The 17544-nt window shown below is 74.7% G+C and carries 15 protein-coding genes; 10 read left to right on the forward strand and 5 right to left on the reverse strand.

The window, feature by feature from the left end:
* Positions 1-90 precede the first annotated feature (90 nt).
* The 3 genes from ACZ52R_RS00210 to ACZ52R_RS00220 all read right to left on the reverse strand — a co-directional run bounded on the left by ACZ52R_RS00210 (position 91) and on the right by ACZ52R_RS00220 (position 5173).
* A complete protein-coding gene (locus ACZ52R_RS00210) occupies positions 91-1383 on the reverse strand; it encodes an SUKH-4 family immunity protein (RefSeq protein WP_465662507.1) in 1293 nt (430 codons plus the stop codon).
* Between the two features lie 509 nt (positions 1384-1892).
* The gene (locus ACZ52R_RS00215) at positions 1893-4691 is read right to left on the reverse strand and encodes a toxin glutamine deamidase domain-containing protein (protein WP_465662509.1); all 2799 of its coding nucleotides are present in this window, start codon (positions 4689-4691) and stop codon (positions 1893-1895) included.
* Positions 4692-4717: 26 nt separating this feature from the next.
* Positions 4718-5173 carry a WXG100 family type VII secretion target gene (locus ACZ52R_RS00220; protein ID WP_465615952.1) on the reverse strand — a complete coding sequence of 152 codons (456 nt, stop codon included), beginning with the start codon at positions 5171-5173 and terminating at the stop codon, positions 4718-4720.
* A 312-nt stretch (positions 5174-5485) separates the two neighbouring features.
* On the opposite strand from ACZ52R_RS00220, the gene ACZ52R_RS00225 reads away from it, so the two are divergent.
* Positions 5486-6376 (forward strand): DUF3109 family protein, encoded by an 891-nt coding sequence (locus ACZ52R_RS00225; protein ID WP_465616356.1) that lies wholly within the window; start codon positions 5486-5488, stop codon positions 6374-6376.
* 1 nt (position 6377) lies between these two features.
* Here the strand turns inward: ACZ52R_RS00225 and ACZ52R_RS00230 are convergent, their stop codons facing one another.
* Together ACZ52R_RS00230 and ACZ52R_RS00235 are read right to left on the reverse strand one after the other, a co-directional pair.
* The gene (locus tag ACZ52R_RS00230) at positions 6378-7547 is read right to left on the reverse strand and encodes an NADH-quinone oxidoreductase subunit D (protein ID WP_360495709.1); all 1170 of its coding nucleotides are present in this window, start codon (positions 7545-7547) and stop codon (positions 6378-6380) included.
* The gene (locus ACZ52R_RS00235) at positions 7544-8578 is read right to left on the reverse strand and encodes an SAM-dependent methyltransferase (RefSeq protein ID WP_465615950.1); all 1035 of its coding nucleotides are present in this window, start codon (positions 8576-8578) and stop codon (positions 7544-7546) included. Before ACZ52R_RS00235 ends, ACZ52R_RS00230 begins: the two co-directional genes overlap by 4 nt.
* A 129-nt stretch (positions 8579-8707) precedes the next feature.
* Here ACZ52R_RS00235 and ACZ52R_RS00240 point away from each other — a divergent pair, with 129 nt between their 5' ends.
* The 9 genes from ACZ52R_RS00240 to ACZ52R_RS00280 all read left to right on the forward strand — a co-directional run bounded on the left by ACZ52R_RS00240 (position 8708) and on the right by ACZ52R_RS00280 (position 17445).
* The gene (locus tag ACZ52R_RS00240) at positions 8708-9937 is read left to right on the forward strand and encodes a sensor histidine kinase (RefSeq protein ID WP_360495715.1); all 1230 of its coding nucleotides are present in this window, start codon (positions 8708-8710) and stop codon (positions 9935-9937) included.
* 27 nt (positions 9938-9964) lie between these two features.
* Positions 9965-10654 (forward strand): response regulator, encoded by a 690-nt coding sequence (locus ACZ52R_RS00245; RefSeq protein ID WP_465752302.1) that lies wholly within the window; start codon positions 9965-9967, stop codon positions 10652-10654.
* A 201-nt stretch (positions 10655-10855) separates the two neighbouring features.
* Entirely contained in the window at positions 10856-11707 is an 852-nt protein-coding gene (locus ACZ52R_RS00250) for a Rossmann-like and DUF2520 domain-containing protein (protein WP_465752563.1), read from the forward strand.
* Positions 11707-12612: a pantoate--beta-alanine ligase gene (gene panC, locus ACZ52R_RS00255; RefSeq protein WP_465615947.1), complete on the forward strand. Its 906-nt coding sequence runs from the start codon at positions 11707-11709 to the stop codon at positions 12610-12612. Before ACZ52R_RS00250 ends, panC begins: the two co-directional genes overlap by 1 nt.
* A gap of 56 nt (positions 12613-12668) precedes the next feature.
* Positions 12669-13118 carry an aspartate 1-decarboxylase gene (gene panD / locus ACZ52R_RS00260; protein WP_360495726.1) on the forward strand — a complete coding sequence of 150 codons (450 nt, stop codon included), beginning with the start codon at positions 12669-12671 and terminating at the stop codon, positions 13116-13118.
* Positions 13119-13133: 15 nt separating this feature from the next.
* Positions 13134-14807, forward strand: coding sequence for an L-aspartate oxidase (locus ACZ52R_RS00265; RefSeq protein WP_465615945.1), 1674 nt, complete (start codon positions 13134-13136; stop codon positions 14805-14807).
* A gap of 4 nt (positions 14808-14811) precedes the next feature.
* Positions 14812-15780, forward strand: coding sequence for a carboxylating nicotinate-nucleotide diphosphorylase (gene nadC / locus ACZ52R_RS00270; protein ID WP_360495731.1), 969 nt, complete (start codon positions 14812-14814; stop codon positions 15778-15780).
* Between the two features lie 46 nt (positions 15781-15826).
* Complete coding sequence (locus ACZ52R_RS00275) at positions 15827-16612, forward strand: type III pantothenate kinase (RefSeq protein WP_360495734.1); 786 nt, start codon at positions 15827-15829, stop codon at positions 16610-16612.
* Positions 16613-16695: 83 nt separating this feature from the next.
* Positions 16696-17445: a hypothetical protein gene (locus ACZ52R_RS00280; protein WP_360495736.1), complete on the forward strand. Its 750-nt coding sequence runs from the start codon at positions 16696-16698 to the stop codon at positions 17443-17445.
* Positions 17446-17544: the final 99 nt, after the last annotated feature.

Raw genomic sequence — 17544 nt, forward strand, 5'->3', positions numbered from 1 at the left:
ATTCACGCTGGTCCGGGGCGGCGTCCGGGCCCTCGGCGGCCTCCGGCTCCCTGGCGTTCGCCCCCCGGCGTCAGGTTCCCCGGCGTCCCGTCACAGCAGGCCGTCCCACAGCTGCTCCACGATGACGGCCCACCAGTTCTCCGGATCGGCGAAGACCGAACCGTCCGCCTCCACCAGAGCACGCTGCAGACCGTCCACCGCCTCGCCCGCCGCCACCGGGCCGAGGCCGCGCAGGGCGGGCCACCAGCCGGCGAACACCTCCAGGCAGCGGACGAAGGCGCGCAGGTCCGCGTTGCAGTGGCGGGCGGTCGCGTAGTCCGGATCCACCGCCCGGACGGCACCGTCCACCGTGTCGAGGGCCACCAGCGCCCAGCCGTCCGTCCCCAGCACCAGCTGCCCGGCGAGCGCCGGACGCTCGCGCTCGGCCACCCGGGCGCCGCGGCCGAGCGCCGCCAGGTGGGCCGCCAGCGGCGGCAGCACGGTGCCGGGGCGGGTGCCGCCCGCGATCGCCTCCGCGCCGGGGTGGTGCAGGGCGAAGAACCCCGGCACGGCCGTCGGCACACCCACTGCCAGCAGCAACGCGGCCGCGTTCCCGGGCAGTTCGGCCCGCGCCACGTCCGCCGGGTCGAAACGCTGCACACCCGCCGGGCCGAACCGCTCCGCGAGCCGCGCGGCGAGCGCCGCGTCGGGCTCGTCCGGCGCGTTCCGCACCGGGCGGGGGAAGGGCACCCGGTTGCGGGCCGGCCCGTCCGGGGGCGCGGGCAGCGCCCGTACGGCGGCGGCCCGGTGGTCGAACCGCGGGCCGTACGGCAACTCGAAGTCGACCCGGGCGTCCGGCAGTTCGGCGGCCAGCGCGTGGGCCCAGTAGCCGCCGGGCAGGGCGCTCATCCGCAGGTCGGTCCGGACGGCCAGCACGTCCCCGGCCGCCACCCCCTGCTCGCGCAGCCACCACCAGCCGCGCAGCGCCGGATGCGGCAGGCCCGCCGCCGAACGCAGCGCCAGCGACCGCTCCTCGCCCGCGTCGTCCCGGTACGTCAGCTCGGCACGGGCACCGCGGCCGGTCGCCGGCGGCCGGGTCGGGTCGTACCCGCCCGCGCCGACGAAGTCCCGGTACAGCCCGACCACTTCGTCCACCGGCACCGAGGGCCACACCGTGAACCGCCCGCTCTCCCGGTCCACCACGGCACAGGCAGCCCCCACCTCCTCGGGCGCCCGCCGCTCACCGGTCCGCGGATCCACCTCCACACGCGCGGGCTCCGCCCACACCACCCACCCGAGCTCGAACTCGTGCGCGCACACCCGCCGCACCACCCCGGCGCCCTGCGGAAGATCCCCGTTGATCCACCGATGCCCCGCCGCCACCGCCTGCGCCCGCGAAACCACCCGGCCACCCCCGTCCCCGACACCCAACCCGACCGCGCCGCGACCCTACGCCCTCACACCAAGGAGTGCCGCCTCCACCCGAACTCCCCTGCCGGCTCACGCAGAAAGTCGACCCCACCGACTGCCTGAGCAAATCCCGCCCACCCCTGCACGACCATCAAGGCCGGTCTACAGATCCACAGCGAGCCCACGCACGAAAAGTCGGCCCGCCCGACTTCCCACGCACATAGGCAAAAATATGGCGACCAGCTACAGATTTACGGGTAGCCGACCCCCACCGCACACAGGAAGTCGACCCCGCCGACTTCTCGCGCAACGCCCACCCAACCCCGGCGATCGGTCTACATACCGACCCAGCACGCGAAAAGTCGGCCCGGTCGACTTCTCACGCACGCACGCTTTCCGTCCCCATCCGGCCAATATGGAGACCGGTCTGCATATTTGCCCTGGCGGAGGTGAGCGAGCGCAGGAAGTCGGCCTGGTCGACTTCCTGCGCAAACTGCGGGTGGCTAGCCGGTGGGGGTGAGGGCGAGGGGGCGGCCTTCCGGGGTGAGGGCGATGGCCCAGAGGCCGTGGGTGGCGGGGTGGAGGGGGGTGGGGCCCTGGCGGGCGAGTTGGTGGTCGAGGTAGGTGACGGTGTCCTGGTGGTTGACGGCGTTCCAGGCATGCGGGCGGCCGAAGGCGTCCAGGGTGAGGAGGACGGCCTGAGAGCCGTGGCCGGCGCGGCGGAGGTCGTCGGCGAGGCGGTCGATGGCCTGGTCGCCGTCGCCCAGGTCACGGAAGGGGGCGCCGAGTTCGCGTTCGGCGCGGTCCCGGCCGCCGCGTTCGCCGGCGTCCCCCTCGGTGGGGATGCGCGGGGCGGCGCAGGTGGGTCGGCCGGTGTGACACTCGACGGCGGAGAGGGCGATCTCCAGGCTGTTGTTGGCCCGGCCCGGTTCGCGGTAGCCGCCGGCGTTGACGGCCTCCGCCCAGCCGCCGATGGCCGGGTGGGGGTGGCGGACCGGGAGCCCGTCCGCGTCGCGGGGTGCGCGGCGTTCGAGTTCGGCCTGGTGTTCCGGGTCGACCGGGCCGAGCCCGCCGGGCAGCCCGTACGGGCGGCTGTCGGTGATGCTGCGCGGCTGGGCGGCCGGGTCGTCGGGGTGGGCTCCGCGCCGTGCGCGCAGGGCGAGTTGGAGGGCCATGGCGTGGGCGGTCGCGACCGGGACGGCGCCCCACGCGAGGGTGGGGTCGGCGACGGTCTCGGCAGTGTCCCGGCGTCGGGTGTCGACGTGGTGCGGCTCGGGCCGGCCGAGCACCGGGGTGGTGCCGACGATCGGCGGTGTGACCGGAACCGGGGTCGGCGGACCGGTGACGGGGTGCGGCGCGGCGCCGACCGGGGTGCGGGGTGCGGGAGCGCCCGGCCGGGGTTCGCCGACGGCGGGCTGCGGCGCGGCAGCACCCGTCCCGCTGCCGAACGGTGCCGCCACCTGCGCGGCAGGCCCTCCGCCGCCGCCCGCGAGCGGCCCTGGCCCGACCGCGCCAACGGCCCCGACCGCACCAACGGCCCCGACCGCACCGACTGCACCCACCCCTCCGGCCACCGGGTACCCGGCGCCGTACGCCGGTGTCCCGAACGGCCCGGCGACGCCGACCGGCCGGATCGCCGGCGGGGCGTCCGGCGCCGGTGTGTACGAGGAGCCGGAGGAGCTGTTGGAGGACTGCGCGGCACTGGGCGCGGGCGGCGCGCTCACCGAGTCGGTCCGTACGGTCACCGGCCCGCCGCCCCCACCGCCCCCACCGTGTGCCGGAGCCGAAGCCGACGTCGCAACCGAAGCCGGAGCTGAACCCGAAGCCGCAGGGGCCTGGAGCGGGTAGTCGCCGTCCGCCCAGCCCGCCGACCCGCCGCCCTGGCGGACCGGCGCGGCGACGGACCGCCCGGGAGACCCGTCGTCGCGCGCCGGCGGCGTCCAGTCGGCACCGCCGGCCACCGCCCGGTGTTGCCCCTGCCAGCCCCCGGTCGCGTACGAGGCCCCCGCCGCCACCGCACCGGCGGGCGCGCTCGCGGCGACGGCGGTGTCCGCCCCGCCCACGACCGCACCCGGGTCCGCCACGACGGCCGAGGCCACGGTCACCACGCCGGGCGTCTTCGGATCCGGCTTGCCGTCCGGCCCCGTGCCGTCGGCCGGCTTCCCGTCCGCGGTGGCCGGCTTGTCCGGTGTCTCGGGCAGCCCGGCGGGTGGCAGCCCCACGACGGGCAGCCCGTGGACCTCCTGGCCGTGTTCGTCGGTGAGCACCGGCTGCCCGTGCTCGTCCAGCCGGACGGCCAGGTCGGCCACCCCGACGACCGGTTTGCCGTCCGGCCCCGGGACGACCAGCAGCCCGGAGGGGTCGCCCACCGGCGTGCCGTCGGCCCGGAGGATGACCGGCCGACCGTCCTGGCCGAGGACGGGCTGCCCGTGTTCGTCGAGCTTGACGGTGAGCCCGGGCACGCCGACCAGCTGTTTGCCGTCCTTGCCCGCGAGCAGGACCAGCCCCGTGCCGTCCGCGCCGAGCACGCCCGGTTCGCCGAGGGCGACGGGCAGTCCGGCGGCGAGCGGGTCGAAGGCGCCGGTGCGGTACGAGGCGGCGGTGATCCCCGTCCCCTGCGCGGTGCCGAGCCGGAGCAGGGCGACGGCGGCCGGTTCCTTGAGCACGGTGGCGAGCGCGTCCTTCATGGCACGGCCGAGTTCGGCGAGCAGCCCGCCGATCTTCAGCGCGGCGGCGTCGACGACGACGGCCGCCACGCCCGCCGCGACCTGTTCGGTGGCGGTGTTCTGCACCGTGGTCGCGAGGCCGCCGACGGCCTTCTTCAGCCCGCCGACCACCCCGCTGTTCTCCGCCCCCGGCCCGGGGGCGCCATCGGCCGCCGCGGCGAGCTTGCCCGCCGCCTCCTTGGCCTTGGCGGCCTGCTCCTCGGCCTGCGCGAGGTCGGCGGCGAGCTGTTGCAGGGTCGCGATGATCTCGGCCTTGCAGGTGTCCACGGCCCGCGCGGCCGTGTCGAAGGCGCCGGCGACCAGCCCGACCGCGGCGTGCGCGTCGTCCAGGTGGCCTTTGCCGCCGCCGCTGAAGGCCTGCCAGTACGCGCCGAAGGCTTCGACCGCGTGGCCGGAGTTGTCGGCGGTGACGCGCTGGACGGACTCGCCGCAGCGGCGGGTGAGGCGGTCGGCCTCCTTGCCGAACTCCCGCCAGACTCCGGCCGCCTTGCGCAGGCCCTCCTCGTCGGCCTGCGGCCACTGGTGGCCGGTCCTGGCCAGCACCGGGGCCAGTTCCTCGGGCAGTTTCCGGGACACGCGCTTCCCCCTCCGAGCCGGGTCCGTCAGACCGACATGTCCTTGGGGACGGCGGGCGCCGCCCCCGGGGTTGCCCCCGTCGTCGAATAGACCGCGGACACCGCCGCCGCCCCGGGCCCGGGCCCGGTCACGCCCTCGACCCCACCGCCGAAGCCGCTCGCCGCCGAGGTGTCCGTGTCCGTCGTCCGCTCGGCCATCGCGTGCAGCCCGGTCCCGACCTTCCCCACCCGTCCGGCCAACCCCCGCAGCCCGCCGACGAGTTCGCCGTGCGCCGGACCGTACACGGTGGCGAAGCCGCTGCCCGGCGTGTCCGTTCCCCAGGGGGCGCCGAGCGCGGCGAGGTCCCGTTCCAGGGCGGCGACGGCCTTCGTCAGCTCGCCCCCGATCTTCTCGAACTCCCGCCCCTCGCCGTGCAGTTCCCACGGCTTGAGGACGAACGCGCCGCCCGCGCGGTCGGACGCCCCGGTGCTGCCGCCTGCCATCCCCGTACCTCCCCGTAGCGGACCGCCATCCTAGGCACGCTCCCGGGCCTGCCCGCAGCGCCCGACGGACCTCTTCACCCCGCCTTCACCCGTACCGGGCCCCCGCCCGGCCCCGTGCCGAAGCCGGCGCCGAACCCGGCCTGAGCCCGGCCCGAACCCGGCCCGAGCGCCGTGCCGAAACCGCCGCCACGCGCACCGACCCCGTCACCACGCCCGCGAAAGCTCTACCCTTGCCGGGTGGCACCAGCAGAAACGTCCAAGAAGAAGGCCAAGGCGAAGCCCCCGGCCTCCCCCGCCCCCGTCGACCTCGCGATGCCGACCCTGCGCCGCGAGATCCCGCGCGACGAGGTCCCGCTCGACTTCCCGCGCGCCTGGGTCGAGTTCGCCGACCCCGCCGACGAGGAGCAGGTGTTCCGCTGCGACCTCACCTGGCTGACCTCCCGCTGGTCCTGCGTGTTCGGCCAGGGCTGCCACGGCATCCGTGAGGGCCGCGGCGAGTCGGACGGCTGTTGCACGCTGGGCGCGCACTACTCGGACGAGGACGACGAGAAGCGCGTCCTGGGCCACGCGGCGCGGCTGACGCCCGAGCTGTGGGAGAACTTCGCCGAGGGCACCGACGCCAAGGGCCGACTGGTCTCCGACCCCGGCAACGGCGGTAACGGCGGCGCCCGCGGCATCACCATGCTGGACGAGGACGGCGACCGCCAGACCCGCCGGGTCAACGGCGCCTGCATCTTCGTGAACAGCCCGGACTTCGCGGGCGGCGCCGGCTGCGCCCTGCACGCGCTGGCACTCAAGGAGGGCCGCGAGCCGCTGGAGACCAAGCCGGACGTCTGCTGGCAGCTGCCGATCCGCCGCACCTACGACTGGATCGACCGCCCGGACGACACCCGCTACCTCCAGGTCTCGATCGGCGAGTACGACCGCCGTGGCTGGGGCCCGGGCGGCCACGACCTGCACTGGTGGTGCACCGGCGCCCCGGCGGCCCACCAGGGCGCGGAGCCGGTGTACGTCAGCTACCGCCCCGAGCTCACCGAGCTGATGGGCGGGGCGGCGTACGACGTGCTGGCCCGCCTGTGCGAGGAGCGGATCGCCACCAAGGGCGACCGCAGGATCGCCCCGCACCCGGCCGACCCGATCAGGAAGGACCCCGCCAAGAAGGCGGACCCGACCAGGACGGGCAAGAAGGCCAAGAAGGACTGACCTACTTGTCGATGTCCCCGACGACGAAGAACATCGACCCCAGGATCGCCACCATGTCCGCGACCAGCGTCCCCGGCAGCAGTTCGGTCAGCGCCTGGATGTTGTTGAAGGACGCCGAGCGCAGCTTGAGCCGCCAGGGCGTCTTGTCGCCGCGCGAGACCAGGTAGTAGCCGTTGATCCCGAGCGGGTTCTCGGTCCACGCGTAGGTGCTGCCCTCGGGTGCCTTGAGCACCTTGGGCAGCCGCTGGTTGACCGGGCCGGGCGGCAGGGTGGCGAGCTTGTCAAGGCAGGCGTCGGCGAGGTCCAGGGCGTTGAGGCTCTGTTCCAGCAGGCATTCGAAGCGGGCCAGGCAGTCGCCCTCTTCGCGGGTGACCACGGTGAGCACCTGCCGCAGTTCCTCGGAGCCGTACGCGAGGTAGGGCTCGTCGCGGCGCAGGTCGAGGTCGAGGCCGCTGGCCCGGGCGATGGGGCCGCTGACCCCGTAGGCCTCGGCCTGTGCCCGGGTGAGGGTGCCGACGCCGGCGGTGCGGGCGCGGAAGATCTCGTTGCCGAGGACGAGTTCCTCGAACACCGGCATCTCCGACCGCACCTTGGCGACGGCGGCGCGGACCCGGCCGAGCCAGCCCGCCGGGAGGTCCTCCTTGAGGCCGCCGACCCGGTTGAACATGTAGTGCATCCGGCCGCCGGAAGCCTCCTCCAGGACGTGCTGGAGGTCTTCGCGGCCGTGGAAGGCGTGGAAGATCGGGGTGATGCCGCCGAGCTCCAGCGGGTAGGAGCCGAGGAACATCAGGTGGTTGAGCACCCGGTTGAGTTCGGCGAGCAGGGTGCGGATCCAGACCGCCCGCTCGGGGACCTCCATGCCGAGCATCCGCTCGACGCCGAGGACGACGCCGAGTTCGTTGGAGAAGGCGGAGAGCCAGTCGTGCCGGTTGGCCAGCATGATGATCTGCCGGTAGTCACGGGCCTCGAACAGCTTCTCCGCGCCCCGGTGCATGTAGCCGATCACCGGCTCGGCGGTGATGATGCGCTCGCCGTCGAGCAGCAGGCGCAGCCGCAGCACGCCGTGCGTGGCCGGGTGCTGCGGGCCGATGTTGAGCACCATGTCGGTGGTGCCCGCCGCGCCGCTGACGTTCTCGGCTCCCGCCCCGATGCCGACCGTGGTCTCCCTCATGCCCCCAGAGTCTGCCATCCCGGCAGGAGCTCCAAGCTCGCCGCCCTCCTCAAAATCTCAGGGGGCGGCATGCGGACAGCCTGCAGCAGCCACCCGAAGCCGCCCAGCCCGTTCGGGTCGGTCAGCTCGGCCCCCTCCCCCGCCCCGCTCAGCGCCCGCAGGTAGCCCGCCGGGTCGGTGGAGGCGAGCAGGAGCGGCGGGCGCCCGCCGCTCACGCCGAGCGCGCGCAGGGCCTCGCGCTGCGTCGTCCACAGGCTGTGGAGACCGGGGACGGCGATGGCGTCCAGGGCCACGTGCGCGGTCACGTCGCAGGAGCCGTCCGGCACCGGGGACACCTCCCGGCCGTCCCGGAAGCCGGTGAAGGTGCCGAGGGGCGGCCGCCGCCCCGCCGTGTGCCCGTAGTCGACCGCGACGGCCAGGCCGCGCTCCAGTCCGGCGACGGCCCGCGCCCAGGCGGCGTCCCGCGGTCCGCCGAACTCCACCACCTCCCCGGGCTCCGAGACCGGCCACCAGCGCGCGGCCCAGGCCGATTCCGCCTCCGGCGCCTCCGCGCCCAGCCGCAGCGCTCCGCTCTCGGTGTCCACCTCGACGCAGCGCAGCACTCCGTCCTCGTCCACTTCGCCGGCGTCCAGCGGCACGTTGTCCAGCCACTCGTTGGCGAACAGCAGCCCGGTCACGCCCTGCGGCAGCTCGTCCGTCCACAGGGCTGTGGACGGGAGCCCGGCCGGGCGGTCCGCGATCTCCACGCCGTACGGGCGCAGCCGCGCCAGCACCTCGGCGGGCAGCTCGGCCAGGACCCCGGTCAGCAGTTCCCCCCGACCGGCCCCGACGTCGACGAAGGCCAGCTCCTCCGGACGACCGAGGGCCGCGTCAACCTGGAGGAGCAGCCGGGCCACCGCACGGGCGAACCTCGGCGAGGCGTGCACCGAGGTGCGGAAGTGCCCGGCCGGGCCCTCGGGCCTGCGGTAGAAGCCCCGGTCGGGGTCGTAGAGGGCCTGTTCCATGGCGGGCGCCCACCGCATCCAAGTCATGGGGCGGGACGCTACCCGGCAGCCGGAAGGCCCTCCCAATCGGAGCCGGGGCTTCTCCGACCTACGGAGTAGGACGGATCGCCCTACCGGCGGACCTGGACACGTGGAGCGACTGCCTACGCTGGACACGTGCATCGACTCAACGCCTGGCTCCGCCGTCACCCCATGGTGGTCGACGCCGCATGGGCGGCGATCGTGCTCTTCCTCGGCCTGCTCCCGGACGGCAACTTCCCCGACGGCGGCTGGCGCTTCGACGCGAACATCCTGGTCGCGCTGGTGCTGCCCGCGCTGATGGTCGTCCGCCGGCGCTATCCCGACGTCACCGTGGCCGCCGCCACCGGCCTCGGCGTCAGCCAGGTGCTCGCCGGCGTCGAGCCGGGCGCCTCCTCGATCGCCTACCTGGTCTTCGCCTACACCGGCGCCGCCTTCGGCCAGAAGTGGACCTCGCGGCTGGCGCTGGTCGCCGGGCTGTCCGCCGGGCCGCTGGTGTTCTGGCAGATGCACCCGATGAAGACGGTCCGCGAGAACTCCGGTCACTACATCTCCCGCGACTACAACCTCGGTGAAGCAGCGCTGATCATGCTGCTGATGAGCACGCCGTTCATCCTGTGCTGGGCGTGGGGCCGGCTGACCCGGGTGCGCCGCGCCTACCTGACCGAGCTGGAGGACCGCGCCGCCCGGCTGGAGCGCGAGCGGGACGCCCAGGCCAAGGTGGCGGTCGCCGCCGAGCGGGCCCGGATCGCCCGCGAGCTGCACGACGTGGTCGCGCACAACGTCTCGGTGATGATCGTCCAGGCCGACGGCGCCGCGTACGTCCTCGACAACTCCCCGCAGCAGGCGAAGGAGGCGCTCGGCACGATCGCCTCCACCGGCCGCCAGGCGCTGGTCGAGATGCGCCGCCTGCTGGGCGTGCTGCGCACCGCCGACACCGCCGAGGAGTACGTGCCGCAGCCGGGCGTGGAGGAGCTGCCGGAGCTGCTGGAGCAGGTCCGCACGGCCGGACTGCAGGTGGACTACGCGACCTCCGGGCACCCGCGCGAGCTGCCGCGCGGTGTCGAGCTGACCGTCTACCGGATCGTCCAGGAGGCGCTCACCAACGTCCGCAAGCACGGCGGCCCCGATGTGCACGCCCGGGTCGCGGTCGACTTCGGCGAGCGCGAGCTGGCCGTGCTGGTGGAGGACGACGGGCGCGGCAGCACCGACGAACAGCTGGCCTCCGGCGGCACGGACGGTCTCGGCCACGGCCTGATCGGCATGCGCGAGCGGGTCGGCATGGTCAGCGGCAGCCTCGACGTGGGCCCCCGCCCCGGCGGCGGCTTCCGGATCCGCGCCGTCCTGCCGCTCAAGGCCGCACACTGACCCTCCGCCCTCTCTCTAGGAGCCACCTTGACCATCCGCGTGATGCTCGTCGACGACCAGGAACTGCTGCGCACCGGGTTCCGGATGATCCTGCAGTCGCAGGGCGACATCGAGATCACCGCCGAGGCGGGCGACGGCGCGCAGGCCCTGGAGCTGCTGCGGCACACCACGGTGGACGTGATCCTGATGGACGTCCGGATGCCGCGCCTGGACGGCGTGCAGGCGACCCGCCGGATCTGCCTCGCCGAGGACGGCAGCCCGCTGCCGGGCGCCCCGCACGTGCTGATCCTCACCACCTTCGACCTGGACGAGTACGCCTTCGCCGCGCTCAAGGCCGGCGCCAGCGGTTTCCTGCTCAAGGACGTCCCGCCGACCGAGCTGGTGGCCGCGATCCGCGCGGTGCACGGCGGGGACGCGGTGGTCGCCCCGACCACCACCCGCCGGATGATCGACCGCTTCGCCGAGGTGCTGCCCACCCCGCAGAGCGCGCCCGGCTCGGACGTCCTCGGCCCGCTGACCGAGCGCGAGCGCGAGGTGTTCCTGGTGGTCGCCCAGGGCCTGTCGAACGGCGAGATCGCGGCCCGGCTGGTGCTCTCCGAGGCCACCGTGAAGACCCACGTCGGCCGGATCCTGGCCAAGCTCGGCCTGCGCGACCGGGTCCAGGCCGTGGTGCTGGCGTACGAGGCCGGGCTGATCCGCGCCGGGGCCACCGACTGAGCCTCCTCGGCGTCCGGGCGCCGACCGTAGACTGGGGCGGTACGTCCGGTACCCGATGAGTGGACCGGAACGGTCATTCACGACAAGGGTGGATGCGTGGATCCGTCCGACTTCGCCGAATTCGGCGAGTTCGCCCCGCTCGCCGACGGCCTCGGCGACCCGAGCGATCCCGGCAACCGTCCGGCCCGACTCGCCGTCGGCGTGGTCGGCACCGGCCGGGTCGGCCCCGCGCTCGGCGCCGCCCTGCAGCTCGCCGGGCACACCGTGGTCGCCGCCTCCGGGGTGTCCGCCACCTCCCGCCGCCGCGCCGAGGCGCTGCTGCCGGGCGTGCGGATCGTCACCCCGCCGCAGGTGCTGGCCGCCGCCGACCTGGTCCTGCTGACCGTCCCGGACGACGCCCTGGCCGACCTGGTGGTCGGGCTGGCCGCCACCGGCGCCGTCCGCCCCGGCCAGCTGGTCGTGCACACCTCCGGCGCGCACGGTGTCGCCATCCTGGAGCCCGCCACCCGGGCCGGGGCGCTGCCGCTGGCCCTGCACCCGGCGATGACCTTCACCGGCACCTCGGTCGACCTGGACCGGCTGGCCGGCTGCCCGTTCGGCGTGACCGCCCCCGAGGAGCTGCGGCCGGTCGCCGAGGCGCTGGTGGTGGAGATGGGCGGCGAGCCCGAGTGGGTGCCCGAGGAGGTCCGCCCGCTCTACCACACCGCCCTCGCTCACGGCGCGAACCACCTGGTCACCCTGGTCGCCCAGGCGATGGAGCTGCTGCGCACGGCCGGCGTCGCCGAGCCCGGCCGGATGCTCGGCCCGCTGCTGGGCGCCGCCCTGGACAACAGCCTGCGCTCCGCCGACGCGGCCCTCACCGGCCCGGTCGCCCGGGGCGACGCGGGCACCGTACGGCGTCACCTGGCGCAGCTCAGTACGGTGTCCCCCGACATCCCGGCGGCGTACCGAGCGATGGCCCGCGCCACCGCGCAGCGGGCGCTCGCCAACGGAACGATCGACGACACGTCGGCGGCGGCGCTGCTGGACGTACTGAACGAGGAGAAGCCCTGATGGCACGCGGCAAGCAGCCGAACAAGCCCCAGCGGACGCCGAAGGTCCACCGGGCCGTCGTCACCCGCACCGTGGACGACTTCGAGGCCGCGTTCTGGCCGGACGAGCAGCCGGTGGACAACGCCGTGGTGATGACCATGGGCGCGCTGCACGAGGGCCACGCCGCGCTGATCCGGGCCGCCCGCAAGCAGGTCGGCCGGGACGGCCGGGTCGCGGTGACGGTCTTCGTCAACCCGCTGCAGTTCGGCCCGAGCGAGGACCTGGAGCGCTACCCGCGCAGCCTCGACGACGATGTGAAGCTGGCCGAGGAGAACGGCGCCGACGTGGTCTTCGCGCCGTCCGTCGAGGAGGTCTACCCGAACGGCGAGCCGCAGGTGCGCATCGTGGCGGGCCCGATGGGCGAGCGTTTCGAGGGCGCCACCCGGCCCGGCCACTTCGACGGCGTGCTGACCGTGGTCGCCAAGCTGCTGCACATCACCGACCCGGACTTCGCCTTCTTCGGCGAGAAGGACGCCCAGCAGCTGGCGGTCATCCAGCGGATGGTCGCCGACCTGGACTTCGACGTCGAGATCGTCGGCGTGCCGACCGCCCGCGAGGAGGACGGCCTGGCGCTGTCCTCGCGCAACCGCTACCTCTCGGAGGAGGAGCGCGCCCGCGCCCTGGCCCTGTCCAAGGCCCTGTTCGCCGGCCGGGACGCCGCCGCCCAGGGCCCGAAGGCCGTCCGCGAGGCCGCCTCGGCCGTCCTGGACGCCGCCGAGGGTGTCACCCTTGACTACCTCGCCCTGATCGACCCGCACGACTTCAGCGAAGCGGCGGACGGCTTCCAGGGCGAGGCGGTGCTGGCCGTCGCCGCGCAGGTGGGCTCGACCCGCCTCATCGACAACGTCCGCATCATCGTTCGCTAAGCACCACCGTTCGGTAGCCCAGCCCTCAGGCATGCACTCACAGGAGGCGTGACCCCATGCTCCGCACCATGCTCAAGTCCAAGATCCACCGGGCCACCGTGACCCAGGCCGACCTGCACTACGTCGGCTCCGTCACGGTGGACGAGGACCTGCTCGACGCCGCCGACCTGCTCCCCGGCGAGCTGGTCCACATCGTCGACATCAACAACGGCGCCCGGCTGGAGACGTACACCATCGCCGGCCCGCGCGGCTCCGGCGTGATCGGCATCAACGGCGCCGCCGCCCGGCTGGTCCACCCCGGCGACCTGGTCATCCTCATCGCCTACGGGCAGATGGACACGGCCGAGGCCAAGGGCTACGAGCCGAGCATCGTCTTCGTGGACGAGCGGAACCGGATCACCGGCCTGGGCGGCGACCCGGCGGAGGCCCAGGAGGGCACCGGGCTGCTCCGCGGCGACGCGGCGTACGGTGGCCGGGACGACGCGGCCGACGCCGCCTCTCGCTGAAGGAGCCACTGAGCCATGTCCGTTACGCATCGCCTCACCGCCCCGGCCCCCGGCTGGACCGCCGCCACCGACGTGGTGGTGGTCGGCTCCGGCATCGCCGGTCTCACCGTCGCCCTCAACGTCCGCAAGGCCGGCCTGCGGGCCATGGTGGTCACCAAGGCGATGCTGGACGAAGGCTCCACCCGCTGGGCCCAGGGCGGCATAGCCGCCGCCCTGGGCGAGGGGGACACCCCCGAGCAGCACCTGGACGACACTCTGGTGGCCGGCGCCGGGCTCTGCGACGAGGAGGCCGTGCGCACCATGGTCACCGAGGGCCCGGACGCCGTCCGCCGGCTGATCGCGGTCGGCGCCGCCTTCGACCGCGACGAGGCCGGCGAGATCCTGCTCACCCGCGAGGGCGGCCACCACCGCCGCCGGATCGTGCACGCGGGCGGGGACGCCACCGGCGCCGAGGTCTCCCGCGCCCTGGTCGCCGCCGTCCGCGACGACCCGGACCTGGAGCTGATCGAGCACGCGCTGGTGCTCGACCTGCTGACCGACGCCGAGGGCCACGCGGCCGGCCTCACCCTGCACGTGATGGGCGAGGGTCAGCGGGACGGCGTCGGCGCCGTCCGGGCCCGTGCGGTGGTGCTCGCCACCGGCGGCATGGGCCAGGTCTTCTCCGCCACCACCAACCCGGCGGTCTCCACCGGCGACGGTGTGGCGCTCGCGCTGCGGGCCGGCGCCGCCGTCACCGACCTGGAGTTCGTCCAGTTCCACCCGACCGTGCTCTGGCTCGGCCCCGAGGCCGAGGGCCAGCAGCCGCTGGTCTCCGAGGCCGTCCGCGGCGAGGGCGCCCACCTGGTGGACGCGGACGGCGTCCGCTTCATGGTCGGGCAGCACGAGCTGGCCGAGCTGGCCCCGCGCGACATCGTCGCCAAGGCGATCACCCGGCGCATGCAGGAGCAGGGCGCCGAGCACATGTACCTGGACGGGCGGCACTTCGGCGCCGAGATGTGGGAGCACCGCTTCCCGACCATCCTCGCCGCCTGCCGCGCCCACGGCATCGACCCGGTCACCGAGCCGATCCCCGTTGCCCCGGCCGCGCACCACGCCTCCGGCGGCGTCCGCACCGACCGGCACGGCCGTACCTCCGTCCCCGGCCTGTACGCCTGCGGCGAGGTCGCCTGCACCGGGGTGCACGGCGCCAACCGGCTGGCCTCCAACTCGCTGCTGGAGGGCCTGGTCTTCGCCGAGCGGATCGCGGCCGACCTGGCCGGGCGGCACCTGGCCGGCGAGCTGCCCGAGCGCGCCGTGGACGTCGCCGCCGCGCAGGCCGCGCACCCCGTCCCGCTGCCGCCGTCCGAGGCACGCGCCGACGTCCAGCGGCTGATGTCGCGCGGCGCGGGCGTGCTGCGCTCGGCCGCCTCGATGGCCGACGCCGCGGCCGGGCTCACCCTGATCGCCGAGCAGGCCTACGCACACGTCGCCGAGGAGAAACCGGCCGACCCCCGGGTGGAGACCTGGGAGGCCGCCAACCTGCTGCTGGTCTCCACCGCGCTGGTCGCGGCCGCCGCGCAGCGCGAGGAGACCCGCGGCTGCCACTGGCGCGAGGACTTCCCCGAGCGCGACGACGCCCACTGGCGGCGCCACCTGATCACCACCCTCGCCGCCACCGGCGGCCCCGTCAGCACCCCTGAGGAGCAGTAGAACCATGACCCACTCCCACGAGGAACTCCCCCTGGCCGACCAGGGCGGCTGCGGCGACGGCTGCGCCTGCGGGGACGGCGAGGGCTACGAGACCGGCCTGGACCCGCAGCTGGCCGAGCTGCTGGAGCAGGCCGGGCTGGACCCGGTCGAGGTCGAGGACATCGCCACCCTGGCGCTGGCCGAGGACCTGGCCGGCGGCGAGGACGTCACCTCGGTGGCCACCGTGCCCGCCGACGCCGTCGCCACCGCCGACTTCACCGCCCGTCAGGCCGGCGTGGTGGCCGGTCTGCGGGTCGCCGAGGCGGTCGTCTCGCTGATCTGCGAGGAGGAGTTCGAGGTCGAGCGGCACGTCGAGGACGGTGACCGGGTCGAGGCCGGCCAGGTGCTGCTCTCGGTCCGCTCCCGCACCCGCGACCTGCTGACCGCCGAGCGCAGCGCGCTCAACCTGCTCTGCCACCTGTCCGGCATCGCCACCGCGACCCGCGCCTGGGCGGACGCCCTGGAGGGCACCGGCGCGGTGGTCCGCGACACCCGCAAGACCACCCCGGGCCTGCGGGCGCTGGAGAAGTTCGCGGTGCGCTGCGGCGGCGGCGCCAACCACCGGATGGCGCTGTCCGACGCCGCCCTGGTGAAGGACAACCACGTGGTCGCGGCCGGCGGTGTGGCCGAGGCGTTCCGGGCCGTCCGGGCCGCGTACCCGGAGCTGCCGGTCGAGGTCGAGGTGGACGAGGTGGAGCAGATCGCGCCGGTGCTGGAGGCCGGGGCCGACCTGATCCTGCTGGACAACTTCACCGTCGAGCAGCTGAAGGAGGCCGTCGCGCTGGTGGCCGGCCGGGCGAAGCTGGAGGCCTCCGGCGGACTGACCCTGGCCGACGCGCGCGAGGTCGCCCAGACTGGTGTGGACTACCTGGCCGTGGGCGCGCTCACGCACTCCTCGCCGATCCTGGACATCGGCCTGGACCTGCGCGCCTGACCGTCAGGACCAGCGCAGACCCGTCCCGACTCGCAGAAAGCGCCCCATGCTCCTCACCATCGACGTCGGCAACACCCAGACCACGCTCGGCCTGTTCGACGGCGAGGAAGTGGTGGAACACTGGCGGATCTCCACCGATCCGCGCCGCACCGCCGATGAACTGGCGGTGCTGCTGCAGGGGTTGATGGGCAACCACACCGCGGCCCGGGAGGCCACCGTGGACGGCCTGGCGATCTGCTCGTCCGTTCCCGCCGTGCTCCACGAGCTCCGCGAGGTGACCCGCCGTTACTACGGCGACGTCCCCGCGGTGATCGTGGAGCCCGGCGTGAAGACCGGGGTGCACGTCCTGATGGACAACCCCAAGGAGGTCGGCGCCGACCGGATCGTCAACGCCCTGGCCGCCAACCACCTGTACGGCGGCCCGTGCATCGTGGTCGACTTCGGCACCGCGACCACCTTCGACGCCGTCAACGCCCGCGGCGACTACGTGGGCGGCGCGATCGCCCCCGGCATCGAGATCTCGGTGGAGGCCCTCGGCGTCCGCGGCGCCCAGCTGCGCAAGATCGAGCTGGCCCGCCCGCGCAACGTGATCGGCAAGAACACCGTCGAGGGCATGCAGTCCGGCATCCTCTACGGCTTCGCCGGGCAGGTCGACGGCCTGGTCGACCGGATGGCCCGCGAACTCGCCAAGGACCCGGACGACGTCCAGGTGATCGCCACCGGCGGCCTGGCCCCCCTCGTCCTCGGCGAGGCCACCACCATCGACGTCCACGAGCCCTGGCTCACCCTCATCGGCCTGCGCCTGGTCTACGAACGCAACCGTCCGAGCTGACCGGCTCCCCCCGTCGGGCCGAACGTGGGTGGTTCGGCGCGACGTTACCGACAAATCGGATATTCGTCACGTAGTGTCAACCCATGCCTACGCCACACGGATCGCGCGGCGGCATGGCCTTCAGCGCCGACGAAGTCCGCGTGCTGCGCCGAGCCCTCGCCCAAGCCCTGCACCCCGCCGTTCCCGTCCATCTCCAGGTGCCCGACCGGCCGGCCCTCACCGGGCCGGGCGCCGAACTGTGGGCGGAGGACGTCCAGGACGCGCTGCGTCTGACCGAGGCGATCGACGAGGCCGTCCAGGAGGGCGGCCGACTGCGCGCCTTCCTGCTCGCCGACCTCGGCCGCTACCGCTCCGCCCTGCCCGGCAGCGCGCCCGGCTACCTGGAACGGCTGGAGGAGGCGGTGTCCGACGGGTACCTGCCCGGTCCCGAGGACCTCACCGCACTGCGCGGGCTGATCCGTCAGCCCTGCGGCCACGGTGAACGGTCGCGCCGTTCGCGGCTGGCCGGGCGCTGCCACGCGCTGGCCGAGGCCGCCGTCCGCGAACGCCTCGCCCTCACCACCGGCCAGCCGCGCCACCTGGTGGCCGTACCGAGCCCCGCCGCACCCCCGAGCAGTCACCCCACCCCTGTAGGAGGACGGACCACCATGAGCAGCACCGACTCCCGCCCGGAGCAGCCCGCCGAGCCCGCCGCCGCGAACACCCCGCCCCGCCCGCACCGGATGCCCACCCCGGCCGAGCTCTTCGGCCGCCGGCCCAAGCCCCCGGCCCGGCCCGCCCCGGCCGCCGACGAGGCCCCCGAGGAGATCGAGCTCGCCACCGGCACCGGCTGAGCCGCCCCGCCCGCCCCGCAGGGGGGAGACCGCGACGGCGGTCTCCCCCTTCCGCGTCCCGGCCTGTCCTTCCCGCCGGTCCCGGCCCGCTTCCCGCCG

This window comes from Kitasatospora sp. NPDC034023 (assembly GCF_055575795.1).